Below are 24,371 nucleotides of genomic sequence, written 5' to 3'. Positions count from 1 at the left end.
AACCCTGCTAACTCAAAGTCTCGGGGCTAGAGTAGATTTATTTCACTACTGTATATTGAACGTACTAAAGTTAAAAGCCGCATGGATAGTAGTTATTGGGCGTATTGTATCCCTGCATGGGGTGCACGGGGTCGCAAGTTCGAATCTTGCCGTCCCGACCAATAAATATCAAAGGCTTACAGATTTTTCTGTAAGCCTTTTTTATTGCCCGACAGACCAATAAATTCCCTGATTACGTCTCTATCGACACTTTGTAGATTCTCCAGGGATTTAGTATCTTTAAAGCGTAAAAATGACTAAATTATTTTCACAATCGTATAAAACCTGTGACAATATTGTTCTTATTGCCGCACCTGCGGGTTGCGGCTATCCCAAACTAGCCGACACAGAAAAATAATTCTGGATCAGAAAGAACTGAGCAACATATGTCTATCAAAATTAGTCAAAATTTCGATGCGGGTGCGATTGAGGTTGTTAAAGCGATGCAAGCAGATGCGATTGAATTGAAGTTGCGTAAAGATTCTCATGCTGATATTGCACAATGGTTTTATTTCCGCTTACAAGGCGCACGTGATCAAGATGTAGTGATGCATATTCTGAACGCTGGCGAGTCAACTTATCCTGCCGGCTGGGAAAACTACCAGGCGGTAGCGAGCTATGATCGTGAGAATTGGTTCCGTGTCGATACTGAGTTTGACGGCAAGGTAATGACCATCAGTCATTCGCCAGAATTTGATAGTGTCTATTATGCGTATTTCGAACCGTACAGCTGGGAGCGTCATCTGGCTGTGCTGGGTAGTGTTGAGCAGTCGCCACTGGTGCAGGTTGAGGATCTCGGCAGCACAGTCGATGGTCGAGATCTGAATATGGTGGTTGTCGGCGATCCTGCTGCCAGGAAAAAAGTCTGGATCATTGCGCGTCAGCATCCTGGTGAAACGATGGCGGAATGGCTGGTCGAAGGTACTCTGAACGCATTGATTGATGTGGCAAATCCAATCGCCCGCCGTATTCTGGATCAGGCAGTGTTATATATTGTGCCGAATATGAATCCTGATGGTTCCGTACGCGGTAATCTGCGCACGAATGCTGCGGGTGCCAACCTGAATCGTGAATGGATGACGCCATCGCTGGAAACAAGCCCTGAAGTTTTTCATGTGAAGAATAAAATCCATGAAGTTGGCTGCGATCTGTTTCTGGATATTCATGGCGACGAGGCTTTGCCTTATGTCTTCGTTGCCGGTAGTGAAATGCTTGATGGCTTCAGCGAAAAACAGGCTGCCGAACAACAAGCGTTTGTGGATAGTTTCGTCGCGGCAAGTCCGGATTTTCAAACTAAGTTTGGCTATGAAGCAAGCAAGTACAATGAAGATGTCCTGAAGCTGGCATCCAAGTACATCGGCCATACCTTCAAGTGTGTGTCGCTCACTTTGGAATTGCCATTTAAAGACAATGCCAACTTGCCGGATATAGAAGTCGGCTGGGATGGCGCGCGCAGCATGAAGCTGGGGGAGGCGATGTTGCAGCCGATCTTGACCTCACTGAACCAGATCAATTAATAACCTACGTACTAAGCAAACTGGTGACGCACAGCATGGGCATAGAAATAGAACGTAAATTTCTGGTAGTGAATCAGAACTGGAAGCAGCAAGGGCAGGGCGTTCATCTATGCCAGGGCTATATTTGCGCTGACCCCGGGCGCATTGTGCGTGTGCGCATCGAGGGTGAACATGCGGTGATGACGATCAAGGGCAAGACAGAAGGTATTTCTCGCGGAGAATGGGAATATCCTATCCCCGTCGCTGACGCAAAAGAATTATTGGCCGGATTGTGCGCACAACCTTTGATCGAAAAATTCCGCTACCGTATCGCTTACGATGGTTTGATCTGGGAGGTTGATGAGTTCCTTGGCGATAATGCCGGATTGGTTGTTGCTGAGGTTGAGCTGCAATCCGAGGCACAGGAATTTGCGCGTCCGGCATGGCTTGGCGCAGAGGTCAGTCACGATCATCGCTATGCGAATGCGAATCTTCTGAAGTATCCGTTTTGCCTGTGGCCTAAATCTTAATCTAATCATGGCTACATTGGTTTTCACTCAACAGCTCAGTCGGTTTACCGAGGTGCCTGAAGTGGATACCCCCGCTTACCAATTGCGTGATGCATTAGACTTTGCATTTACAATAAATCCCCGATTACGTGAATATGTACTGGACGAGCAAGGGCATCTGCGCCTGCATGTCGTGATTTTTATTGATGGCAGGCGAGTACTTGACCGTCAGCGTCTGGACGACACGTTATTGTCGGATAGTCGCGTGTATGTTTTGCAGGCTCTCTCTGGAGGTTGATCATGAAAGCGATGATTGCAACGCGCAAAGGTTTGTTTGATCTGGTCCGTACAGACGCTGGCTGGCAACTGGGTGACATCAGTTTTCTCGGTGAGCCAGTGAGTATGTGCCTGCATGATCAACGTGACGGCGCTTTGTATGCGGCATTAAATTTAGGACATTTTGGGGTTAAGCTGCACCGGCGTGATTCTGATCTGGCTGAATGGACGGAGATTGCGGTCCCGGCTTATCCCGAGCAATTGACCCGGCCGCAAGGCGAGGTTGAATGGAAACTGAAGCTGATCTGGTCACTGGTCGCCGGTGGTGCTGATGAGCCTGGCGTCTTGTGGGCAGGTACTTTGCCCGGTGGTTTATTTCGTTCCACCGATCGGGGTAACAGCTGGGAGTTAATGCGCTCATTGTGGGATCAGCCGGGACGTAAAGAATGGTTTGGCGGTGGTTACGACGTGCCCGGTATTCATTCGATTTGCGTCGATCCACGTCACAGCCAGCATGTTGTCATCGGAATCTCTTGCGGTGGCGTGTGGCAGACACGTGATGGTGGAGCAAACTGGGCTCTGACGGCAAAAGGCATGCAGGCAAGCTATATGCCACCTGAGCTGGCGGATAGTGAAAACGTTCAGGATCCACACTTGCTGGCACGCTGTCCGGTTGCACCGGATATTTTGTGGTGTCAGCATCATAACGGCATCTGGCGTTCAGAGAATAATGCTGCGAGCTGGCAGCAAATAATGACGCCCGACGGTGTTTCTGATTTTGGTTTTGCGGTGGCTGCTAGTCCGTGCCAGCCTGATACCGCCTGGTTTGCGCCAGCGGAGGCAGATCAGAGAAGAGTGCCTAAAGGCGGTGCTTTGTCTGTCACACGTACGCGTGACGGCGGTAAGACATTTGAGGTTTTGAGTAATGGTCTCCCGCAGCAGGATTGTTATGATTTGATTTATCGCCACGGATTGATCGTTGCCGATGATGGCAAAACTTTGTTGATGGCGTCGACGACAGGCAACGTCTGGTGCAGCGAGAATGCAGGTGACGAATGGCAGCAAGTTGCTGCTTATTTGCCGCCAGTGTATGCCATTAAGTTTTATTAAAGAGGGCGGTTGATATGACGATTGACCTGACTCTTGATGGGCAAAATTGTCTGTCTGCTTAACGTGCTATCACTTGTCATGCCTCACCGCAGAGATGCGGAGGCATAGGGAAAGGCCAGGAATAGGCGGTTCATAAAATGTCGAATAAAGAATTTTAGACGCTTTTGAAATTGAATCCGCACTATCCATGAGCCTCTCAAGCCATTAATGCTCTGCAAGGCGCATGGATATTGCGGATGCTACGAATTCTGCATATTTTTTTAAGGGATGTATAAAAATCCTTTAATCAAGACGGCACTCCAAACAGAGTTGGTAGCCTCGGCCTGGCAATACGTCAGTATTGCGGACCTAGGATTGTCGACATCGGCTCAATACCGGCGCGAAATTGATTCAGCAACGCAGGCTGGTTTATCACTGCCTTCGCGTTCTATCGTGACTTCCCAAGTCATTTGGGCACCGTCCTTGATATCTTCTACACTGAGCAAATGCATTTTGGCACGGACTCTGCTGCCTGCCGGAACGGGGGATACGAAGCGTACTTTATTCAGGCCGTAGTTCACGCCCATCTTGACGTCGCTCATCGTGATTGCGTTTTGCATCAGCATCGGTAGTAGGGATAAAGTCAGGAAGCCATGTGCAATCGGGCCACCAAACGGTGATTCGCGTTTGCTGCGTTCTACATCAATATGAATCCACTGCAAGTCGCCGGTCGCCTCGGCAAACGTATTAATTCTTTGCTGGCTTATTTCTACCCAGTCTGAGGTCGCAACATCCTGACCGACCAGGGATTTGAGTTCTGTTAAATTGTGTATTTCACGCATTTTGTCTCCGTGATGATGATTAGTTTATGCAGCAGGACGACGGCCAAACATACCCATGCCTTTGATGGTGCAGACCAGTTTGCCATCTTGATTGATGGCTTTCCATAAAGTGATGACTACACCGCGGTCTGGCTTGGAAGTCGATGGACGACTTTCCAATGTTTCTGCACTGACGGTCAGAGTATCCCCTGGTCGTACAGGCAAAATCCAGCGTACTTCTTCTAAGCCCGGCGATCCCATACTGGCCGAGTCGTTGAGAAACCCATCAACGACCATACGCATAATGATGCCGCAGGTGTGCCAGCCGCTAGCGATCACACCACCAAAAATAGAATGAGCGGCGGCTTCTTTGTCGATGTGAAAAGGCTGGGGATCAAATTGTCTTGCGAAGTCGATTATCTCGGTTTCGCCAAGTGTGCGCTGGCCTAATTCAATGACGCTGCCAGGAATAAAATCTTCGAAATACCATTGATAGGTTTTTGCTGTCATGTGCGTCTCCTCGTTTGATACTGCAAGAGATGTTGCGAAGGATAGTACGAGATAGTGCGAGAGTAATTACAAAAACTGGATGCAAGCATGGGTTGCAACGGTCATCAACAATGCAGGTACACAAGGAGCAGTGCGTGCTTGTTGATGACCGGTACTCAGGGTTTTGTTACTTAGTTCTTGCTGTTTATGCCGCTTTTTTGAAGCCTGGCTGCGCTACAAAACGTGCCAGATGATGATCCGTATCGCCCAGTGACAGCTCGATAATGGTCAATCGTTTAAACATATGCGCTGCTGGCAATTCGTTCGTCACACCCATGCCACCATGTAGCTGCACCGCATTTTGACCGACAAAACGCGCAGCTTGACCGACCCGTGCTTTGGCTGCTGAGACAGTGCGGCGACGTTCTTCTGCATCACTGGATGAGACCTTAACAGCCGCCAATGTTGCCATCGAGCGCGCTTGTTCCATCTCCATAAACATTTCTGCCATGCGATGTTGTAAGACCTGGAATTTACCAATTGGCACGCCGAATTGCTGACGAGTTTTCAGATATTCCAGGGTCGCGTTGGTAATTGCCTCGATCACACCAACCGCTTCAGCGCATAACAAGGTCACGCCATAGTCGGATGCCGCATCGAGTATCTCCCATCCCGCAGACTCAGCACCGATGAGTGCACCAGCCGGTACCTGAACTTGATTGAAACTGATATCCGCAGCACGGTAACCATCAATCGTGCGATAGTCGCGACGGCTGATACCCGCACTAGTGACATCCACGAGGAACAGGCTGATACCAGCGGTGTCACGTTGAGCACCATTGCTGCGTGCCGATACGATCAACTTATCCGCTTGCGCACCATGCAGAACGACAGTCTTGGTCCCGTTCAGAATAAATCCGTCAGCATTTTTTGTTGCCATTGTTGCGATATCAAACAGGTCGTGGCGTGATTGTTTTTCTGCCAGGGCGGCAGCGAGTTTAATTTCTCCGCCAGCGACTTGTTCCAGTACGCCGGTGTGTGTACCGGCCAGCTTCAAAAATTCTACCCCGAACACCGTGGCAAAATATGGCTCGATGACGATGCCGCGACCAAGTTCCTGCATCACGATCATCATGTCAATCGCATTACCGTTAAAGCCGCCCTGATCTTCAGGGATCGGCAGTGCCATGGCGCCTAATTCTGCCAGCGCAGCCCAAGCGCTATCCGATACGCCTTCTGGTGATTCGATGATTTTTTTGCGGTGTTCAAAATTATAATCTTTGGCGACCCAGCGTTTGATCGCATCGGCAAATTGCTGCTGTTCTTGAGTTAAGCTGAAATCCATTGTGTTCTCCTCACAGACCCAAAATCATTTGGGTGATGATATTTTTTTGTATCTCGTTAGAGCCGCCATAGATCGACGTCTTGCGGAAGTTGAAGTAATAAGATGCCAGCGGAGCGGCATCATCGTCGCCCATCACACTATGCTCACTGTCACCATGCATGAATGTCGGATCAAATGGCAGGCTGTAAGGGCCGACCGCTTCTATCATCAATTCGGTCAGGCGTTGCTGGATTTCTGTGCCTTTGATTTTGAGCAAAGAGGCTTCCGGTCCCGGACGGCCACTGTCTTGCGAGATCACACGGAGGACAGTAATTTCCAGCGCCATCAATTCGACTTCGAGGCTCGCGACTTTGCTGGCATAGACCGGATCATCGATCAGCGGTTTACCGTTTTTCTGATGGTCATTGGCCACACGTTTGAGAAACTCCAGCTCACGCTTAGCGCGACCGACTGCCGCGATATTGGTACGTTCGTGACCGAGCAGATATTTGGCGTAAGTCCAGCCTTTGTTTTCTTCGCCAATCAGGTTTTGTACCGGTACTTTGACGTTATCGAAGAACACCTCATTCACTTCATGATCTTCATCAAGCATGATGATAGGACGTACGGTAATACCAGGCGTTTTCATATCAATTAGCAGAAACGAAATACCTTCTTGTTTGCGTCCGCCGGATTCTGTACGCACCAGGCAAAATATCATGTCGGCATGTTGGGCCAGCGTTGTCCAGGTTTTTTGACCATTCACGATGTAATAGTCGCCATCGCGCTCGGCGCGGGTTTTCAGCGAAGCGAGATCAGAGCCAGAACCCGGCTCGGAGTAACCCTGACACCACCAGTCATCGCAATTCAGTATGCGGGGCAGATAGTAGTCTTTTTGTGCCTGATTACCGAAGGCCATAATGACGGGAGCGACCATATTGACACCGAATGGCAAGATGGCCGGCGTACCAGCGCGAGCGCATTCTTCTTCAAAAATATGACGCTGCGTTGCCGTCCAGCCGGTACCGCCATACTCCTTGGGCCAGCCTGTAGCAACCCAGCCTTGTTTGGCGAGAATCTTATGCCAGCGGACAAAATCTTCGCGTGACATGCGTTTGTGGTTCAATACTTTTTGTTTGAGGTCGGCTGGCAAATTAGCCTCAAGGTAGGCTCTTACCTCATCGCGAAAAGCCAGATCTTCCGCCGTGTAATTCAAATCCATGTTGTCTCCTTTGTTATTGGTCGCTGTACTCTGATCGGCCTGTCAGTCGATTGTCCGCTGAGTCCTCATACCGTATTCGGCCTGTATATAAGCCAATGTAAGAAGTGCTGACATCAGGTATAAAGTATCCGGAAAAAGAATGATATCTACACCATAAATAAAAAAGCACGACCGTTCAAAACTAATTGTACAACGGATTTATATAACGGTGGCAAGCAAATAATTGGATTATTCCGAGTCAGTCCATAACGGGGAATGCATGGGTAGTAACTAGGAAATACTTTAAAAAAAAGCAAAAAAAAAGCGGAACAAAGATTTCCGCTTTTTTGATCGATTCCGACTGCGATCTCAATGAAAATGCTCCGAGCCTTGTGCGGGCGTATCGGCGGGCATCTCTGCATGGACCAGGTCAGCATCTGCATCGGGGAAGAGCGGCGCATGACAGTCATCGCAAAATTCCATCGAAAATACATCGTCGATTTTACGGATGTCCGATACGCCGCAATCATTGAGGATTGCAGGAATTTCACCAACACAGATATTCTCCGTAGGGTTGTCGATGGCATTGACCTGATCGTCAGGCTGATACAAAGGCCAGACCACACCGTATAACACTTCAGGTGCCGATTTTAATAAAAAACTGATCCGGTATTCTTCAATCTGACCTGGCGAATCTTCATCACCAAACCCTGCGACGATGGTCTGTAGTTCACTGGCGTCGACATCGAGGTGCTGTGTCAGATAGAACACGGCAGAGCGCAGTAACGCAGGCCGTATTTTGATATCGGCTTCGCGGCAGGCGGTATAAAAAGCCTCCGGCATTAACAGGTCGATATGACAGCCCGGCAGCAGGCGGCTCAGTGTGGGTGTTGCTTGCTCAGTCCATTTTTCTAGTGCAACCGTTTTTGCTTGTGCACAATCGAACGGAGCCGCAATCTCCTGCCATTGAAAAAGTGGCTGAGCTTGCGGCACAATCACAACCGCCAGCATAAACCGGATATCGGCCAAAAACGGAATCACTGGCATTAAGTCTTGTGAATGTTGTGGCGTAAGCCCTTTTAATTCCGCCTGCGCCAGGCGCTCCAGTAGCACCGCAGTCTCGCTATGATTGCGTGGCAACTGGTCGAGCGAATACAGGGTAGGCAGCAAATGCAATCTTGCCTGCGATGTTAATAGACAGGCTTGCAATTGCGTCGCCAGTAACTGCGCATGGTCTGTTGCAATTTGCCCGGCGAAGATTTCAAAACGCGTCCACGCAAGCACCGGCGCCGTGATCAGCAGCGCATCGAACCACTGACCATTATGTTCAAAAGCTTGAGATGTGCTCAATGATTCCAGCGTCTCAATCATCACCTCATAAGCTTCGGGATGATGTTTAAACACATGCTCGGCAGCGTTATCGAGCTGGGCGTGATGTGCTTTGAGATTTTTCCTCACTAAAGCATCAAGCTGTTTTTGCCACGCGCTATCCTCAATCCGGCTGGCAGACTGCGATACTGCCACCGCCAGATTGACCAGACGAAGACTTTCCTGCGAGAGCTTGGTACTTTTATTTTGCGGGGGACGACGCATGTGAACCTTATTTTTTACTGTATTGCGTTTTACCAAAAAGAACTTCTTTTGCCTTGTCATCAACCAGAGGCTTACGCAAATTCGCTAATACCTCGACACCGCGTTGCACTGCAGGACGGGCACTAATCGCATCAAACCAACGCTTTGCATGGGGATAATCAGCCCAGTCTATGCCTTGGTTTGCTGCTGATCGCGTCCAAGGGAAGCTGGCGATGTCAGCAATCGTATAAGTATCGCCCGCCAGATATTCTGTCTCAGCTAATTGCTTATCCAGCACACCGTATAAGCGCTTGGCCTCGTTGGTATAACGATCCACGGCGTAGTCAATTTTTGTCGGTGCGTAGATACGGAAGTGATGTGCCTGACCGAGCATAGGACCTAGTCCGCCCATCTGAAACATCAGCCATTGCAAGGTATTGTATTTTTCACGATCGGTTTTGCCCAATAATTTGCCTGTCTTGCCAGCCAGGTATAACAAAATGGCACCAGATTCAAACAAAGAAATTGGTTTGCCGTCAGGGCCGTCAGCATCAACGATGGCTGGGATTTTATTATTCGGCGAGATTGCCAGGAACGATTCTTTAAACTGATCGCCAGCACCGATGTCCACCGGAATCGCACGATATGCCAAGCCACATTCTTCCAGCATGATATGAACTTTATGACCGTTAGGGGTTGGCCAGGAATAAACATCAATCATCAGGGTCTCCAGGAGATTATTGCGCAGTAAAAAATTAACAATTCAAATCAACAACTCTATTATGCAGAGGTTTGCGGTTTCGCGCAGTGATTTGACTATAGCTTAGGAATAGGACGGCGATCATTTACTAGATACAGTATGTAGATATTAAGTTCCTGGCTTTTTCCTAAACGCGCCACCTTGAACTTTCCTTGAAATTTTGTTCAGCAAAGTGATGTAAAGTTCACCTTGGTTGTTACATCGCCAGGCCGTGTTCTGCGCTGTTTACTCTGGTGGTATCAACGAAAATATTGTCTTTATTTTCTATACCACTCAATCGGAGCGGTATCAAATGATGCTGAATTTGTATTTTCGATTGGGAAATCAACGCGGTTTATCGCCTAAGATCATACGGCACACCTAAAATCGGATAATTTAAACCAATGTTATTCATATAATCAATGCCTATAGGTCGCTTAGATAAATATACAAATATATAAATTCAGAGGGTAGGTTTATGTTGAGTTCATCTCATGAATAACAAATCTCTCCAGGCGATCCTTGCCCTGCATGTCGCTGTATTCCTGTTTGGTAGCGCTGGTGTCATCGGGAAGTTGTTCGCTGCCAGTTCTTTGCTGCTGGTATTCGGACGTACTTTGTTTGCGGCATTGAGTTTGTTTCCTGTATTGGTGTTACAGCGGGAATTACGTTTTCGAGGCATTTCTAAAGCCGTGTACTTATGTGGCGTTTTGCTTGCGATCCATTGGCTGACTTTTTTTGCTTCATTAAAGGTAGCACCGGTTGCTTATGGTTTGATGGGGTTTGCGAGTTTCCCTTTGTTTGTAGCCTGGCTTGAGCCTTGGCTATTTAAAGAGCCGCGATATGGTCGTGACTGGATTGCTGCATTGGCGGTGCTTGCCGGTATGGTGGTGATGGTGAGTGATACGCATCTGGATCGCTTGACTGAAAGCAATGCTCTGCTCGGTTTGTCTTTGGGTGTGGCGTCGGGATTCAGTTTTGCGCTACTGACCCTGGTCAATCGCTGGCAAGGTGCCCGTATGGCGGCTTTTACGCTGGCTTTTTATCAGAATGGAGTCGCTTGCCTGAGTTTGTTGCCATTTGTTTTAGTCAGTGGTGCCTTGTCCGTTGTCTCGGCGGCGACATGGTGGGGGCTGGCATTGCTTGGCGTCGTGTTCACGGCGTTGTCACATGGTCTGTTTCTGTTTGGACTGCGTCATGTTTCTACCCGGTTTGCGAGTTTGTTGACTTCTCTTGAGCCGGTGTATGGCATTGTGCTGGCTTACTTTGTGTTGCACGAGTCACAATCATTTAGGGTCATCGTTGGTTGTGCGATGGTGTTGCTAGCGACATCAGTCGCGACTTATTGGCAGTCACGCGCATCTCATTAAGATAATTGTGTTTTGTACTGATCCAATACTTTTTAAAATAAAGACTGGCTCAGAATAAAAAACGGCGAAGAAGGTCTTCGCCGTTTTGTTGTACAGGATTTCGCTGCTTAGGAACGGGTAATCGGCAAACCCAAGTCCTCGGTCAGACTGATATGTTTCGCCAGTTCGAGTTTGGCGATTGCATTGCGGTGGACTTCATCCGGGCCATCTGCCAAGCGTAATGTACGGTTGCCTGCCCATTGTGCCGCCAACGGGAAGTCGCCTGACACACCGCCTGCGCCATGTGCCTGAATTGCCCAGTCCAGCACTTGTTGCGTGACGTTCGGTGCCAGTACTTTGATCATGGCGATCTCTGCTTGCGCAAACTTGTTGCCGACGGTATCCATCATATAAGCGGCTTTCAGCGTCAGCAAACGTGCTGTGTCGATCTGAATGCGTGACTCGGCAATACGCTCGCGCCAGATACTTTGTTCGGATACTTTTTTACCGAAGGCGACACGGCTATTCAGACGTTTGCACATGAGTTCCAGTGCCCGCTCTGCGACACCGATCGCACGCATGCAGTGGTGAATACGACCAGGCCCAAGGCGGCCCTGAGCGATTTCAAATCCACGCCCTTCGCCTAGCAGCAGGTTGGAGGCGGGAACGCGAACGTTTTCAAATAAAATTTCGCAATGACCATGTGGTGCGTCGTCATAGCCGAATACGGGAAGAGGGCGCACGACGGTAATGCCCGGCGTTTTTGCATCGACCAGTATCATCGATTGTTGCGAGTGACGTGCAGCGTTGATGTCGGTTTTACCCATCAGGATATAGACGGCACAGCGCGGATCGCCTGCACCGGAGATCCACCATTTATGTCCATTGATGACATAGTGATCGCCATCACGGTCAATCCGTGTTTCGATATTGGTGGCGTCGGATGAGGCGACGTTTGGCTCTGTCATCGCAAATGCGGAGCGGATTTCACCGCGCAGCAATGGTTCCAGCCATTGTTTTTTGTGTTCCTCGGTGCCGTAGCGTTCGATGGTTTCCATGTTGCCGGTATCGGGCGCTGAGCAGTTAAATACCTCCGGCGCCCAGCCGACTCTACCCATAATTTCGCATAAGGGCGCGTAATCGAGGTTGGATAAACCTTCTGGAGCACGTGCCGATTTTGGTAGAAATAAGTTCCACAAACCTTGTGCACGGGCTTTGGGCTTCAGGTCTTCAATGATTTTGGTCGCGATCCAGCGATTGCCTTTTTCAAGCCCATTGCGGTCAATTTCTTCTTTGTAGGCTTTTTCGTTTGGATAAATATGCTCATCCATGAACTTGAGTAATTTACCTTGCAATTCCTTGCAGCGATCCGAGTAGTCGAATTCCATGCTTGTCTCCTGATGGGTTAGCCTGCTATTTTAGGGTTTTATTTTTAGGTAGTGATTTAGGTGGTGATAGTGAAATGCCGATGAAATCTGTTCGATTACATATGTGCTGTATCTGCTATGCGTGCTTTATGCGTTATTTGTTAACGTAACTCCAGCCGAGCTCTGCCATTGGCCGTGCTGCCTCACCGGATTTTTTCGCTTGTGCGCTGGATGCTGTGCCATCGACGTAGCGCTTCATGATGCCTTGCAAAATACCGGCCATGCGGAACATGTTATAAGCAAGATAGAAGCTAAAATCTTCCTGGCGAATTGTTTTACCAGTGCGCTCGCAATATTTGGCGATGTAATCTTGCTCGCTAGGAATCCCAAGCGCTTTATGATCCAGACCTTTAATGCCACGGAATTGACCCGCAGTCACATGCCAGCTCATGCAGTGGTAGGAAAAATCTGCAAGCGGGTGACCGAGTGTCGATAATTCCCAATCCAGCACCGCCAGAATACGTGGCTCTGTCGGGTGAAACATCATATTGTCGAGGCGGTAATCGCCATGCACAATGCTGGTGTCATCTCCGGCGGGAATATTATTCGGTAACCAGGCAATCAGATTATCCATCGCCTCGATTTTTTCAGTTTCCGACGCTTTGTATTGCTTGGTCCAGCGGTCGATCTGCCTTGCAAAATAATTGCCGGGTCTGCCGTAATCAGCCAGGCCAATCGCCGCGTAATCAATCGTATGCAATTGCGAAATGACGCGATTCATTTCATCGTAGATATCGGCGCGCTGAGCAGGTGTCATTCCTGGTAGAGACTGGTCCCAGAGTACACGGCCATCAACAAATTCCATGATGTAGAAGGCGCGGCCAATGACGTCTTCATCAGCACACAAAGCATATTGCTTCGCCGCCGGAAAGCCTGCTTTATTCAGCGCATCCATGACTTTAAATTCACGTTCTATAGCGTGCGCAGAGGGCAGAAGCTTGGCAACAGGTCCTGGTTTAGCACGCATGACGTAGCGTTGATTGCCCGCCGTGATTTTGAAGGTGGGGTTTGACTGGCCGCCTTTAAACTGTTCAACAGTCAGCGTGTCAGCCGTTTTCGCATCAAAACCCTCGACATGCTGGCGCATATATTCGGCAAGCGCACCCACTTCAAATTTTTGACGGTCAGCTACCGGCATGGTGCCCATGAATTCTTCAAACATCGTGTCTCCTGTTGATCGCTTTAAAGTGATTTGGGTATTGCACTTAAACCCGGATTTTCCATTAGATCACCATGACTTCGTAGAAACGCAGATGGCATGCGCTCTTCAATAAAATAGTGTCATCGTGATGTGAGTGCGAAAGCTACAGCGGTAAATGCGCGTCTGGCGAACTATCTGGCGTTGCTGTTCCTCCTTGCAACATCCAGGTTGCATCGTCGTCACGTCTAGCCAGCCAGTCCGCCGATACGCACTTATCGCTGTTCTAATGGAAAATCCAGATTAAAACATCTCTCAAACATGGTCTCAAACTATTCTATCTCAAAAAATCGTACGTCCGTACTATTTTTTGAAAGGGTGCAAATTTCTCGCATTCATAAAAAAGCCCATTGGCAAGTACGAATGGGCTTGATAGTACCAATCAATTTCCAGCAACTTTTAAGGATACTGAGGATGCAGGATATTCAGCACACCATCCAACCCGACAAAATTCAATGCCACATCAGCCTGCGCTCTGACGACAGGCTTGGCGCGGAAGGCGACTGACAGGCCGGAAATGCTCATCATCTTGAGGTCGTTCGCGCCATCGCCCATGACGATGACTTCTTTGGCAGAGATGCCTAGGTCTGCTGCGATGCGTTCAACCGTGCGTTGCTTTTCTACTGCGTCAACGATGCCGCCGATAACTTTTCCGGTCAGTTTTCCCTGATCGATTTCGAGAACATTGGCGTGCGTGTAGTCGAGATTGCAACGGGTTTTCATGCGATCGGTAAAGAAGGTAAAACCACCGGATACCAGCAGGGTTTTCAAGCCAGCCTGCTGTACTGTCTGTAGCATGTTTTCTGCGCCAGGAGACAGGCGCACACGCTCGTCGTACACTTTTTGCAGAGCGTTTGCATTCAGACCTTTTAGCAAGGCGACACGACGGGTGAGGCTTTCCTGGAATTCGATCTCACCGCGCATTGCTGCTTCGGTGATTTCTGAAACTTGCGGCTTCAGGCCTTGCATATCGGCGATTTCATCGATGCATTCGATGGTGATCAGAGTCGAGTCCATGTCCATCGCGACTAATTTGAAATCGGCTAAAGTTTGTGTCGATTCACTGAGCGTCGCGTCCAGATGTGCCGCTAAACAATTTGCTTCGATCTGTGCTTTGAGTACGGCTAACTCTTTTTCACAACGCAGATTTTCAAGGCGAACTGCTTGCGGTGTAATGGCAATAATTTTTTCTGCATGGGTCAGGCCTGCGATGTGCTTGATCAGCGCCAGGTCGGTCGTCAGAATTTGTCTCAGGCCTTGTATCGTTAAGTGCATGTTATTTTAGTGGGATGTGTAGATGGAATGAAGTTTAACCCGAATTTCCCATTAGACCGCTATCGCTTCGTAGAAACACAAGTGGCATGCGGCCGTCAAGGGAATCGTACTTCCGTGATGTGAGTGGGGCGCTACAACGGCAATTGCGCATCTGGCGAACTGCCTAGCGTTGTTGCGCCTCCTTCCAGAATATAGTCTGCTGCGTCATCACGTCTAGCCAGTCAGCTCGCCCAATACACATTTGCCGTTGTTCTAATGAGAAATCCTGGTTTAATGCAGAGCACGTAAAGCTGTTTTTATTTGCGTGACTCTTGTTGCCAGATCCGGCATGTTTGCGGTAATCCGCAACTTATCCTGACCATTGAGTTTGATATGTTTATTTTTTTGTACGAGTTCGATGATGCGCATTGCGTCAATGGGTGGTTTAGGCTCGAACTGTAAAGTCGCTGCTTCGGCATGCGCATCAATCTTGATGATGCCCAGAGGCTTGGCTGCTACGCGCAGACGGTGTGTTTCTAGCAATGTCTTGACTGGCTCAGGCAGTTTGCCAAAGCGGTCAATCATTTCTTCTTGCAAATCATCAATCGCGTCCTGTTTGCTGCAATTGGCCAAGCGCTTGTAGATGGATAGCCGCTCATGTACGTCGCCGCAAAAATCGTTCGGCAGCAGTGCAGGGATGTGCAAATTGATTTCTGTTGTACTGGACAAAGGCGCTGCGAGATCGGGTTCTTTGCCGTTCTTGAGTGAGCGCACCGCTTCATTCAACATATCTGAATAAAGCTGAAAGCCGATTTCGTGCATCTCGCCGGATTGATTGTCACCCAATACTTCACCGGCACCGCGAATCTCCAGATCGTGCATTGCTAGATAAAATCCGCTGCCCAACTCTTCCATTTGCTGAATCGCTTCCAGGCGACGATCAGCTTGTTTGGTCAGGGTTTGCACATCGTTTACCAGTAAGTATGCATAGGCCTGATGATGCGATCGGCCAACGCGGCCACGTAATTGATGTAGCTGTGCCAAACCGAATTTGTCGGCTCGGTGCATGATGATGGTGTTGGCCGTGGGGACGTCAATACCGGTTTCGATAATTGTCGTGCACAATAAAATATTGTGACGTTGTGCGACGAAATCACGCATGACTTTTTCCAGGTCCCGCTCATGCATTTGACCGTGAGCGACGACGATGCGTGCTTCTGGCAAGAGCGCTTCCAGCATCGCTTTACGGTTTTGTATGGTATCGACTTCGTTATGCAGGAAATAGACCTGGCCGCCGCGTTTCAATTCGCGTAAGCAGGCTTCGCGAATCACCGAATCATTTTCACTGCGGACAAAGGTTTTGATCGCGAGTCGTTTTTGTGGCGCAGTGGCGATGATGGAAAAATCACGCAAACCTTCCAGCGCCATGCCCAGCGTACGCGGGATCGGCGTTGCCGTTAGCGTCAGAACATCGACTTCGGCGCGCAGGGATTTTAAAGCTTCTTTCTGGCGAACACCGAAACGATGTTCTTCGTCGATGATGACCAGACCGAGGCGCGAAAATTTGACGTCTTCAGACAATAATTTATGGGTGCCGATCACGATATCCAGCGTACCGTCGTCCATGCCTTTGATGGCTTGTGCAATTTCTTTACCGGAGCGGAAGCGTGACAACTCGGCGATTTTGACCGGCCAGTTAGCAAAACGATCGGCAAAGGTCTGCGCATGCTGCTCCGCCAGCAAGGTAGTCGGTGCAAGAATTGCCACCTGTTTGCCGCCCATGACAGCGACGAAGGCGGCACGTAAGGCGACTTCCGTTTTGCCGAAGCCAACATCACCGCAGATCAGCCTGTCCATTGGTTTGCCTGATGTCATATCGCCGATGACGGCGGTAATGGCGGCGGCCTGATCGGCTGTCTCTTCAAAGCCGAAGCTATCGGCAAAGGTTTCGTAATCTTTACTCGAATATTCAAACGCATGTCCCTGACGCAAGGCGCGGCGGGCATACAGGTTCAGGAGTTCGGCAGCGGTATCGCGAATTTGCTGGGCGGCTTTGCGCTTGGCTTTTTCCCATTGCCCGGAACCCAGGCTGTGCAAAGGCGCATCATCTGGCGACGCGCCGGAGTAACGTGAGATCACATGTAATTGTGATACCGGCACATACAGCTTGGTATCTTTGGCATATTCGAGATGCAGAAACTCGGTTTCTCCTTCGCCTAGATCCATGCTGATCAGTCCCATGTAGCGCCCGATGCCGTGATTGGTATGCACGACAGGATCGCCGATCTTGAGTTCAGACAAATCGCGCACCATGTGCTCGACCTGAGTGACCGCTTCCTGCTTCTTGCGTCCTATGCGTTTGCCGGAACCTGCATATAACTCGGCTTCGGTGATAAACGCAATGCCTTCAGCCAGTACGCATCCGGCATGTAGCGGTGCGACGCCCAGCATCAGCTTGTCGCTGGCGGTGATGAAATCGCCATAGCCCTCGCACAGCGCCAGTGTGATGTTGTATTCGTTAAAGTACTGTTGCAACGTCTCGCGTCGTCCCAGTGTTTCTGCGCAGATCAGGATGCGGTGCTTGGATTGCAACAGGAACGACCGTAAATTCGTCAGCGGATCATCGGCACGGCGATTGACGGCGACGTCGGGCAGACTGCTGGAGAGCTCCGATGCGACGGGGTCTTTTTGAATAACCCAGCGAGATAGAGATTTGAGTTCAGTAAAAAAATCTTCATCCCGCAAGAAGATGGACTCTGGCGGTAATACCGGCCGTTCACGATCCGATTTTAAGAACTGGTAGCGTGATCTGGTATCTACCCAGAACCTTTGAATCGCTTCTTCGATATCGCCGATCAGGGTGAAGTGTGTGTGGTCTGGCAAATAGTCGAATAGGGTTGCACTCTCGTCAAAAAATAGCGGCAGGTAGTATTCAATCCCGGCAGAGGCAATTCCGCCGCCAATATCTTTATACACCATGGAGCGCGACGGATCGCCTTCAAAAGTCTCGCGCCAGCGGCCGCGAAATGCAGTCCGAGCCGTCTCATCCATCGGGAACTCGCGCCCCGGCAAGAGGCGCACTTCTCTGACGGGATACAGCGAGCGCTGAGTATCGGCATCAAAGGTGCGGATGGTTTCGATACTGTCACCGAACAGATCCAGGCGGTATGGCAGCACCGATCCCATCGGGAATAAATCGATCAGGCCGCCACGTACGGAATATTCTCCAGGTGACATGACTTGTGAGACATGGGTGTAACCAGCCAGTGTTAATTGCGATTTAAGTTTTGACTCATCCAGCGTTTCGCCTTGCTTGAAGAAAAACGTGTAGGCAGCCAAAAACGACGGCGGGGCCATGCGCACCAGCGCCGTGGTGGCGGGTACCAGCAATACATCGCAATTGCCGTTTTGTATCTCATGCAGCGTGGATAAACGTTCCGATACCAGATCCTGATGCGGTGAGAACGCGTCATAGGGCAAGGTTTCCCAGTCCGGCAGCAAATGGCAACGCAATTCAGGAGCAAACCACGGAATTTCATCGAGTAAACGTTGTGCATCTGCTGGATTTGCAACGACGATGCTGAGCATGCGCTGCTGAGCTTTCAGTGCAGTAGCTGCCTGCGATAAGGCATATGCATCAGCAGAGCCATGTAAGGCGGGAAGTACCAAGCGGTTGCCAGGTTTAGGTAAGGCTTTTACGAGATCAAATGCCATTGCTGAGTGGTCGGGTATCTGTTGGATTGCGGTTGAGCTGCGCTTGAGTTGCTGTTGTGTTGCAGTTGTATTGCAGTTGAGTGGCGATGGAGTAGCACATTAGTTCGGGCCATATCGCTTACCAGCCCGTACAACCAGTTTCAACAACGCGTACGAAAGCACTTTAAAGAACTTCGTTGCCATGAATTGGCGGTTAAAATGACTGCAAATGTATAACTATCGTAATCCCCAATTATAAACGATGCAGCCTTTGCTTTTGAGGAACGCAGTGCTTTGATGACCAGCTCTTTACAAACCGATCTGACCCGCAAAAAATATGTTGCCCTGATTCCTGCCGCCGGTGTTGGTGCTCGGATGGGGGGGGCTGTGCCGAAACAGTATTTGATGATTCATGACGTGCCGATTCTGCGTTACACCGTAGAGGCATTTCTGGCGTCGCCCTTGATTGAGCATGTCTATGTCGTCGTCAGCGCGTATGACGCCTACGTGGATGACGCATTGCGTGGACTCGATACGGCAAGTTATAAAGTCAGCATTTTGCGCTGTGGCAGCGTAACACGGCGTGAGACCGTACGTAATGGGTTGCAGGCAATTCAGTCCAAGCTTGATCCGGACGACTGGGTGCTGGTACATGATGCGGCACGGCCTGGCTTGACGCCTGCATTGATTCAAGAACTGATCACTCGCGTGGGTGATCATGTCAGTGGCGGTTTGCTGGCTTTGCCGGTGGTCGATACTGTGAAGCGACTGCAGGACGGTAAGCTTGCTACCATTTCACGCGAAGGCTTGTGGCTGGCCCAGACGCCGCAGATGTTTCGTCATGCCGCATTGAGTGCCGCGCTGGATGCGGCGGGGGAGGTGACGGATGAATCGAGTGCGATGGAGGCTGCGGGACATGTGCCTATGATGGTGGAAGGTCATCCGCGCAATCTTAAAGTAACTTTACCAAGCGACCTTGCGCTGGTGCAGTCGTATTTGGCGGGTACGCCTGAATAATATTATTGTCGCGACTATACTGGAGTGGAGTATTAAATTTTACCTAGATAAAATATGCGGATGAATGCCTGTTATTGACTATACTCCCCATTAATTCTAAAAGCCTGCTGGCGCTTGTGATTGATGGACGCGTCTTCCCGCTGTAGCGTTCGCATTCACATCTCGAGGGTGCTAATCCATTGAATGACCGTAGATCATCGGCGTTTTTACGAAGTGTTCGCGGTCTGATGGGGAATCCGGGTTGAATGGTGAACCGACTTGTGAGCAAAGCGTAATCTTCGTCAAATCTTCGTCAAATTCACCCTCACTATTATTTTTGTTAATTACTTATGACTACTAATATATCCGCTGAGAGCAGCGCATCAGCAACTCCTGATCCTCGTTTTCCGCCATTTCGTATCGGGCAGGGCTATGACTGTCACGCGCTAGTGACGGGGCGCAAACTGATTATCGGGGGCGTTGATATTCCTCACACCACGGGATTGCTGGGGCATTCGGATGCTGATGTGTTGTTACATGCGATTACAGATGCCTTGTTTGGCTCAGCAGCTCTCGGTGATATCGGGCGACATTTTCCGGATACGGATAAGCGATTTGCTGGTGCTGATTCACGTGTTTTGTTGCGGGAGGCAGTAGCGCGATTACATCTGGCCGGTTTTAGAGTTGGCAATCTGGATGCCACCATCATTGCGCAAGCGCCGAAAATGGCGCCGCACATTGCGGGCATGGTGGCGAATATCGCCGCCGATCTGCAAGTGGATACTGGGCAAGTTAATGTCAAGGCTAAAACCAACGAACGTCTTGGCTATCTTGGTCGGGAAGAGGGGATTGCCGCCGAGGCGGTGGTGCTGGTGTTTCGCGTATGACAGGGCTACACTGAAGATGTTCAATACCAAGGAGCACAACGATGGATAAGCAAAATTTAAAAGATCTGTTAAAGCAATTGCACGAGGGTTTGCAGGATGCGGATACGGTGGATGTCGAGCTGCGTTCTTTGCTGGAGGCGCTCGATAAAGATATTGTGCAAGTCTTGAGTCGCGATGACACAGCTGGCGACCCGATTTTTACTGCATTGAGCGAGCGCTCTCAGGCTTTGTCAGCACAATTCGCGGCGCAGCATCCGAAGCTGGAACCGGTCTTGCGTGAACTGGGCGGCATGCTGGAGAAAATCGGCGTGTAGCGCAGTCCACATGTCAGATTGCATGCATAACTATCATGCCGGTCCGAATCAAAAAAGCCCGCGTTATTGCGGGCTTTTTCATGGCTTGTCCTTTGCTGAGAAGCAGGTAGCAGTTCCTGCCAAATTACAGACTAAGTTCCAGCACCTGACGACTCACATCCAATGTCACATCACGTTTTTCGCCAAGCGTCACCATGCGATGAGTTTCAAGCGCAGCTAGAATTGGCGGGATGTTGTCGGCATTTAATTGATAATCTGCCAGACGAGTTTTAACGCCCATTTGCTCGAAGAAATCTTGTGTCATCGTGATCGCTCGATCAATGCGACTGTCTTCGCTACCGTCACGCAGATCCCAGACGCGTTCCGCATATTGCAGCAGCTTGGCGCGCTTACTTTCTTTGCGGATTCTCAGCATGCTTGGCAAGACGATTGCCAGTGTCTGGGCGTGATCGATGCCATGTAATGCCGTCAGTTCGTGACCTATCATATGGGTAGACCAGTCTTGCGGCACGCCGGTAGAAATCACGCCGTTCAGCGCCATGGTTGCGCACCACATCAGATTCGCACGGACATCATAGTCTTCCGGAGCCGCCAAGGCTTTTGGGCCCTCTTCGATCAGGGTTTTCAATAAACCTTCTGCGAAGCGATCCTGTACCGGCGAATTGACCGGATAGGTCATGTATTGCTCCATCACATGAACGTATGCATCGACCGCGCCATTGCCGACCTGACGGATTGGTAGCGTGAAGGTTGTTGTCGGATCGAGGACGGAAAATTTTGGAAAACAATGGCGACTGGAAAATGCCATTTTCGCTTTAATGGATTTGCGGGTAACGACGCCGCCGCTATTCATTTCTGATCCGGTTGCCGGTAAGGTCAGTACGCTACCAAAAGCCAATGCCTGCGTGACATTGCGGCCGCCTTTTTCCAGAATCGCCCATGGATCCTCACCGTCGAACAATGTTGCTGCGGCAATGAATTTGGTGCCATCAATCACTGAGCCGCCGCCCACGGCGAGCAGGAAGTCGATTTTGTTTTTCTTCACAGAGTCGACGGCTTGCATCAGTGTTTCGTAGCTGGGATTCGGTTCGATACCGCTGAATTCAGTGATGCTGCGTGTGCCGAGTGCGCTCATGACCTGGTCGAATACGCCATTTTGCTTGATACTGCCGCCGCCGTAGAGCACTAATACCTTGGCGTCGGCGGGAATGACTTTATCGAGGTCGGCAATGCGGCCTTTGCCAAACATGATTTGGGTAGGATTGTAAAAATCGAAATTCAACATGAGCGTCTCCTTGAGTTGATATGGCCTGGCTTCGCTTTTGTGCTCATTATCTGGATAACTTACTTGAGTTATCCGTAAAGCGGCTAAGCGACTGATAGGTGAATGTGTAAATAACAGATCTGATCGCTATCCTAGCGCAATTTCAGATTTTGTGATCGGTCGTTCTTTTTTTGATGTTTTATTGCGCAAGGAATAAAAATACGCTGGGTTTTTTATGAAAATCGGGTGCCTTGTTTGCCTGGATTTTTGCCTTCCATTCGGCGGCGGTTCTGGTGTTGATGATTTCGCTACTCAGGCTCAGGTCGGTCGCTACGCAAATCAGGGTACCTGGATGGCAGGAATTCGCCAGTGCCTCAAGCATTGCCGCATTACGGTATGGTGTTTCTATCAATAGCTGGGTTTGCTTTTCTTTGCGGGAGCGGTCTTCAAGCTCTTTAATCCGCTTGGTGCGTTGCGCTGCATCGGTGGGCAGATAGCCATGAAAGGCGAAGCTCTGGCCATTTAAACCGCTGGCCATTAAGGCGAGCAACAGGGACGATGGGCCGACTAATGGGCGCACTTTGATGCCGCGTTGATGCGCGAGGCGGACTAAGTTGGCGCCCGGATCGGCGACGGCGGGTACGCCAGCTTCTGAAATCAAGCCAAGATCGTGGCCTGCCAGTAATGGTGTAAGCAGGCCTTCCAGCGCGGCAGCCGGAGTATTGACGTTGAGTTCGCTCATGACAATTTCTTGCAAAGGTGTGGCAAGAGGGTGCTGCTGACTCAGCATTTTCAGGTAAGCACGGGTGGTCTTGGCATTTTCAACGACGAAATGTGTCAGCCCCGCGCTCATCTGCTGGACGGTATCGGGGATGATGCTTTGGAGCAGTGTCTGTTGCTGGTCTTCTGCGCAACCTAAGGTATTGGGAATCAGATAAAGTGTGCCGGGCATAAATATACTGGGTAGGGTATGTGAATTTGATTGTTAATTGCCCGCATAGAATATGCGGATTGTCGATATTTACTAAGGATACTCCCCTGTTTTTATCAAAGGATGTTTGTTCTGCCTGGATGATAATCAGGGTTGGGTAAAAAAGCTGACGCCTGCTTGCCGTAGCATGCTAGTAAGGGCGATCAGTGGCAGACCTGTCAACGCGGTCGGGTCGCTGCTGTCGATTTTTTCAATAATCGCGATGCCCAACCCCTCATTTTTGGCGCTGCCAGCGCAATCATAAGGCTGTTCGATGCGCAGATACGCATCCAGTTCTGCGTCGTTGAGGTCGCGGAATAGGACAGTTGTTGTGATGTCTTCCGTCTGCGTTGTCCATTTGCCCGGAACGCGGGCATCCAGTAAGCACAGTGCGGTGTGGAATACGACCTCCCGGCCACGCATAGTTTGTAATTGTTGCAGGGCGTTGGCATGGTTGCCGGGTTTACCGATTTGCTGTCCGTCGAGCGTGGCGACCTGGTCGGAGCCGATCACTAGCGCGCCAGGTGCAGATTCGGCGATTGCCTTAGCTTTTTGCCTCGCCAGTCTTAGTGCGGTCTGTTCCGGAAGTTCGCCGGAAAATGCTTGTTCATCAATGTCGGGTGAGATTGATTCAAATGGCAATTGCAATCTGGATAATAATTCGCGGCGATACATGGAGCTGGATGCTAAAATCAAACGCACTTGAGTCGGGTTGATGGACATGTTTTGGAATTTGCTAGTGAATTTGGCAAGAGTATGGCGTAAAATACAGTCCATTCATAAAACATTGCCGACAAAATCACAATAATTGCTTGTGGGCTTTGACTTGCAGGGGGCAATCCTGTTATTATCGCAGGTTTTCTGGGTTCAAATAATCCTATGCAAGCAATTGTGATCGACGCTTTCTCGTTTTGCCAGCTTAACGAGCGCCGTGAAGGTAGTGTTTTAATTGCGGATTTGCCTCGTCTTTCCGGAGAAAGTGCTACGCAGGACGGTGCTCTTGCATGGTCACTGACAGGCGGCAAGGATCAGCTTGGTCACCCTCAGCTCACATTGGCTGTGCGTGGTCAGATTCAATTGATGTGTCAGCGTTGCCTGACCCCTTTTGTGTTTGAGCTGGATTCAGAATCAGTATTAATTCTCGCCAAAGATGAAGATAGTGCAGATGAAATAGATGCATTATTGGATAATGACGAGGTTGATGTAGTTGTAGGCAGCAAAACATTGAATATCATCGATTTGATTGAAGATGAGGCGCTGTTAGAAATACCCCAATCGCCCAAACATGCAGTATGTCCAGATGATTCATTAGATTCGTCAGCGGCACCGATTGATGCAGAAGCGAGTAAAAAAGCGTCGCCATTCGCTGTGCTGAAGAAGATAAATGGGCGTACCTAGTGGCATTATTCTGAAAAAACACTCAGGTCGAAGTATTGTTAGGGATTCTTGTTTGTTAATTAATTC

22 protein-coding genes are annotated in these 24,371 nt (G+C 49.7%); 9 read left to right on the top strand and 13 right to left on the bottom strand.

The window, feature by feature from the left end; all coding sequences use genetic code 11:
- The first annotated feature begins 425 nt into the window (after window positions 1-425).
- Genes ACO0K3_RS03585 through ACO0K3_RS03570 form a run of 4 tightly spaced genes read left to right on the top strand, consistent with a single transcriptional unit; the run spans window position 426 to window position 3,430 of the window.
- Window positions 426-1,556: a M14 family metallopeptidase gene (locus tag ACO0K3_RS03585; RefSeq protein ID WP_422981935.1), complete on the top strand. Its 1,131-nt coding sequence runs from the start codon at window positions 426-428 to the stop codon at window positions 1,554-1,556.
- 35 nt (window positions 1,557-1,591) lie between these two features.
- On the top strand, window positions 1,592-2,065 hold the full coding sequence (locus tag ACO0K3_RS03580) for a CYTH domain-containing protein (RefSeq protein WP_422981933.1): 474 nt from the start codon (window positions 1,592-1,594) through the stop codon (window positions 2,063-2,065).
- Window positions 2,066-2,072: 7 nt separating this feature from the next.
- Window positions 2,073-2,342 (top strand): MoaD/ThiS family protein, encoded by a 270-nt coding sequence (locus ACO0K3_RS03575; protein WP_422981931.1) that lies wholly within the window; start codon window positions 2,073-2,075, stop codon window positions 2,340-2,342.
- A 2-nt stretch (window positions 2,343-2,344) separates the two neighbouring features.
- Complete coding sequence (locus ACO0K3_RS03570; RefSeq protein ID WP_422981929.1) at window positions 2,345-3,430, top strand: WD40/YVTN/BNR-like repeat-containing protein; 1,086 nt, start codon at window positions 2,345-2,347, stop codon at window positions 3,428-3,430.
- Between the two features lie 368 nt (window positions 3,431-3,798).
- On the opposite strand, the gene ACO0K3_RS03565 is transcribed toward ACO0K3_RS03570, so the two are convergent.
- The 6 genes from ACO0K3_RS03565 to ACO0K3_RS03540 form a co-directional block, all read right to left on the bottom strand.
- Entirely contained in the window at window positions 3,799-4,251 is a 453-nt protein-coding gene (locus ACO0K3_RS03565; protein WP_422981927.1) for a MaoC family dehydratase, read from the bottom strand.
- A 24-nt stretch (window positions 4,252-4,275) separates the two neighbouring features.
- Window positions 4,276-4,740, bottom strand: coding sequence for a MaoC family dehydratase (locus ACO0K3_RS03560; protein WP_422981925.1), 465 nt, complete (start codon window positions 4,738-4,740; stop codon window positions 4,276-4,278).
- 184 nt (window positions 4,741-4,924) lie between these two features.
- A complete protein-coding gene (locus ACO0K3_RS03555; RefSeq protein ID WP_422981923.1) occupies window positions 4,925-6,064 on the bottom strand; it encodes an acyl-CoA dehydrogenase family protein in 1,140 nt (379 codons plus the stop codon).
- Between the two features lie 10 nt (window positions 6,065-6,074).
- Complete coding sequence (locus tag ACO0K3_RS03550; RefSeq protein WP_422981921.1) at window positions 6,075-7,265, bottom strand: acyl-CoA dehydrogenase family protein; 1,191 nt, start codon at window positions 7,263-7,265, stop codon at window positions 6,075-6,077.
- Between the two features lie 348 nt (window positions 7,266-7,613).
- Window positions 7,614-8,837 carry a DUF2863 family protein gene (locus ACO0K3_RS03545; protein ID WP_422981919.1) on the bottom strand — a complete coding sequence of 408 codons (1,224 nt, stop codon included), beginning with the start codon at window positions 8,835-8,837 and terminating at the stop codon, window positions 7,614-7,616.
- A 7-nt stretch (window positions 8,838-8,844) separates the two neighbouring features.
- A complete protein-coding gene (locus ACO0K3_RS03540) occupies window positions 8,845-9,537 on the bottom strand; it encodes a glutathione binding-like protein (RefSeq protein WP_422981917.1) in 693 nt (230 codons plus the stop codon).
- Window positions 9,538-10,049: 512 nt separating this feature from the next.
- Here ACO0K3_RS03540 and ACO0K3_RS03535 point away from each other — a divergent pair.
- Entirely contained in the window at window positions 10,050-10,925 is an 876-nt protein-coding gene (locus ACO0K3_RS03535) for a DMT family transporter (RefSeq protein WP_422981915.1), read from the top strand.
- A gap of 107 nt (window positions 10,926-11,032) precedes the next feature.
- On the opposite strand, the gene ACO0K3_RS03530 is transcribed toward ACO0K3_RS03535, so the two are convergent.
- The 4 genes from ACO0K3_RS03530 to mfd form a co-directional block, all read right to left on the bottom strand.
- On the bottom strand, window positions 11,033-12,292 hold the full coding sequence (locus ACO0K3_RS03530) for an acyl-CoA dehydrogenase family protein (protein WP_422981913.1): 1,260 nt from the start codon (window positions 12,290-12,292) through the stop codon (window positions 11,033-11,035).
- Between the two features lie 133 nt (window positions 12,293-12,425).
- Complete coding sequence (locus ACO0K3_RS03525; protein WP_422981911.1) at window positions 12,426-13,493, bottom strand: phosphotransferase; 1,068 nt, start codon at window positions 13,491-13,493, stop codon at window positions 12,426-12,428.
- 435 nt (window positions 13,494-13,928) lie between these two features.
- Entirely contained in the window at window positions 13,929-14,804 is an 876-nt protein-coding gene (gene serB / locus ACO0K3_RS03520; RefSeq protein WP_422981909.1) for a phosphoserine phosphatase SerB, read from the bottom strand.
- Window positions 14,805-15,074: 270 nt separating this feature from the next.
- The gene (mfd, locus tag ACO0K3_RS03515) at window positions 15,075-18,497 is read right to left on the bottom strand and encodes a transcription-repair coupling factor (RefSeq protein ID WP_422981907.1); all 3,423 of its coding nucleotides are present in this window, start codon (window positions 18,495-18,497) and stop codon (window positions 15,075-15,077) included.
- Between the two features lie 276 nt (window positions 18,498-18,773).
- On the opposite strand from mfd, the gene ispD reads away from it, so the two are divergent.
- From ispD to ACO0K3_RS03500, 3 genes are all read left to right on the top strand, one after another.
- Complete coding sequence (ispD, locus tag ACO0K3_RS03510; RefSeq protein ID WP_422981905.1) at window positions 18,774-19,493, top strand: 2-C-methyl-D-erythritol 4-phosphate cytidylyltransferase; 720 nt, start codon at window positions 18,774-18,776, stop codon at window positions 19,491-19,493.
- A gap of 329 nt (window positions 19,494-19,822) precedes the next feature.
- Window positions 19,823-20,359 (top strand): 2-C-methyl-D-erythritol 2,4-cyclodiphosphate synthase, encoded by a 537-nt coding sequence (ispF, locus tag ACO0K3_RS03505; protein ID WP_422981903.1) that lies wholly within the window; start codon window positions 19,823-19,825, stop codon window positions 20,357-20,359.
- 41 nt (window positions 20,360-20,400) lie between these two features.
- Window positions 20,401-20,673 (top strand): DUF4404 family protein, encoded by a 273-nt coding sequence (locus ACO0K3_RS03500; protein ID WP_422981901.1) that lies wholly within the window; start codon window positions 20,401-20,403, stop codon window positions 20,671-20,673.
- 124 nt (window positions 20,674-20,797) lie between these two features.
- Here ACO0K3_RS03500 and ACO0K3_RS03495 read toward each other — a convergent pair whose 3' ends face one another.
- From ACO0K3_RS03495 to ACO0K3_RS03485, 3 genes are all read right to left on the bottom strand, one after another.
- Complete coding sequence (locus ACO0K3_RS03495) at window positions 20,798-21,958, bottom strand: iron-containing alcohol dehydrogenase (RefSeq protein WP_422981899.1); 1,161 nt, start codon at window positions 21,956-21,958, stop codon at window positions 20,798-20,800.
- 178 nt (window positions 21,959-22,136) lie between these two features.
- Window positions 22,137-22,889, bottom strand: coding sequence for an SAM-dependent methyltransferase (locus ACO0K3_RS03490; protein WP_422981897.1), 753 nt, complete (start codon window positions 22,887-22,889; stop codon window positions 22,137-22,139).
- Window positions 22,890-23,015: 126 nt separating this feature from the next.
- Window positions 23,016-23,630 carry a Maf family nucleotide pyrophosphatase gene (locus tag ACO0K3_RS03485; RefSeq protein WP_422981895.1) on the bottom strand — a complete coding sequence of 205 codons (615 nt, stop codon included), beginning with the start codon at window positions 23,628-23,630 and terminating at the stop codon, window positions 23,016-23,018.
- Between the two features lie 156 nt (window positions 23,631-23,786).
- Here ACO0K3_RS03485 and ACO0K3_RS03480 point away from each other — a divergent pair, with 156 nt between their 5' ends.
- Entirely contained in the window at window positions 23,787-24,305 is a 519-nt protein-coding gene (locus ACO0K3_RS03480; protein ID WP_422981893.1) for a YceD family protein, read from the top strand.
- Window positions 24,306-24,371: the final 66 nt, after the last annotated feature.

This window comes from Undibacterium sp. Rencai35W, assembly GCF_049340185.1.
GTDB lineage: Bacteria > Pseudomonadota > Gammaproteobacteria > Burkholderiales > Burkholderiaceae_D > Undibacterium.
Note: the sequence above shows the minus strand (reverse complement) of the source record. Positions and strands in the feature narration are given on the sequence as shown.

Excerpts from the sequence above, each read along its gene's own strand:
- ACO0K3_RS03585 (WP_422981935.1), top strand. The coding sequence starts at position 426 with ATGTCTATCAAAATTAGTCAAAATTTCGATGCGGGTGCGATTGAGGTT.
- ACO0K3_RS03580 (WP_422981933.1), top strand. The coding sequence starts at position 1,592 with ATGGGCATAGAAATAGAACGTAAATTTCTGGTAGTGAATCAGAACTGG.
- ACO0K3_RS03575 (WP_422981931.1), top strand. The coding sequence starts at position 2,073 with ATGGCTACATTGGTTTTCACTCAACAGCTCAGTCGGTTTACCGAGGTG.
- ACO0K3_RS03570 (WP_422981929.1), top strand. The coding sequence starts at position 2,345 with ATGAAAGCGATGATTGCAACGCGCAAAGGTTTGTTTGATCTGGTCCGT.
- ACO0K3_RS03565 (WP_422981927.1), bottom strand. The coding sequence starts at position 4,251 with ATGCGTGAAATACACAATTTAACAGAACTCAAATCCCTGGTCGGTCAG.
- ACO0K3_RS03560 (WP_422981925.1), bottom strand. The coding sequence starts at position 4,740 with ATGACAGCAAAAACCTATCAATGGTATTTCGAAGATTTTATTCCTGGC.
- ACO0K3_RS03555 (WP_422981923.1), bottom strand. The coding sequence starts at position 6,064 with ATGGATTTCAGCTTAACTCAAGAACAGCAGCAATTTGCCGATGCGATC.
- ACO0K3_RS03550 (WP_422981921.1), bottom strand. The coding sequence starts at position 7,265 with ATGGATTTGAATTACACGGCGGAAGATCTGGCTTTTCGCGATGAGGTA.
- ACO0K3_RS03545 (WP_422981919.1), bottom strand. The coding sequence starts at position 8,837 with ATGCGTCGTCCCCCGCAAAATAAAAGTACCAAGCTCTCGCAGGAAAGT.
- ACO0K3_RS03540 (WP_422981917.1), bottom strand. The coding sequence starts at position 9,537 with ATGATTGATGTTTATTCCTGGCCAACCCCTAACGGTCATAAAGTTCAT.
- ACO0K3_RS03535 (WP_422981915.1), top strand. The coding sequence starts at position 10,050 with ATGAATAACAAATCTCTCCAGGCGATCCTTGCCCTGCATGTCGCTGTA.
- ACO0K3_RS03530 (WP_422981913.1), bottom strand. The coding sequence starts at position 12,292 with ATGGAATTCGACTACTCGGATCGCTGCAAGGAATTGCAAGGTAAATTA.
- ACO0K3_RS03525 (WP_422981911.1), bottom strand. The coding sequence starts at position 13,493 with ATGTTTGAAGAATTCATGGGCACCATGCCGGTAGCTGACCGTCAAAAA.
- serB (WP_422981909.1), bottom strand. The coding sequence starts at position 14,804 with ATGCACTTAACGATACAAGGCCTGAGACAAATTCTGACGACCGACCTG.
- mfd (WP_422981907.1), bottom strand. The coding sequence starts at position 18,497 with ATGGCATTTGATCTCGTAAAAGCCTTACCTAAACCTGGCAACCGCTTG.
- ispD (WP_422981905.1), top strand. The coding sequence starts at position 18,774 with ATGACCAGCTCTTTACAAACCGATCTGACCCGCAAAAAATATGTTGCC.
- ispF (WP_422981903.1), top strand. The coding sequence starts at position 19,823 with ATGACTACTAATATATCCGCTGAGAGCAGCGCATCAGCAACTCCTGAT.
- ACO0K3_RS03500 (WP_422981901.1), top strand. The coding sequence starts at position 20,401 with ATGGATAAGCAAAATTTAAAAGATCTGTTAAAGCAATTGCACGAGGGT.
- ACO0K3_RS03495 (WP_422981899.1), bottom strand. The coding sequence starts at position 21,958 with ATGTTGAATTTCGATTTTTACAATCCTACCCAAATCATGTTTGGCAAA.
- ACO0K3_RS03490 (WP_422981897.1), bottom strand. The coding sequence starts at position 22,889 with ATGCCCGGCACACTTTATCTGATTCCCAATACCTTAGGTTGCGCAGAA.
- ACO0K3_RS03485 (WP_422981895.1), bottom strand. The coding sequence starts at position 23,630 with ATGTCCATCAACCCGACTCAAGTGCGTTTGATTTTAGCATCCAGCTCC.
- ACO0K3_RS03480 (WP_422981893.1), top strand. The coding sequence starts at position 23,787 with ATGCAAGCAATTGTGATCGACGCTTTCTCGTTTTGCCAGCTTAACGAG.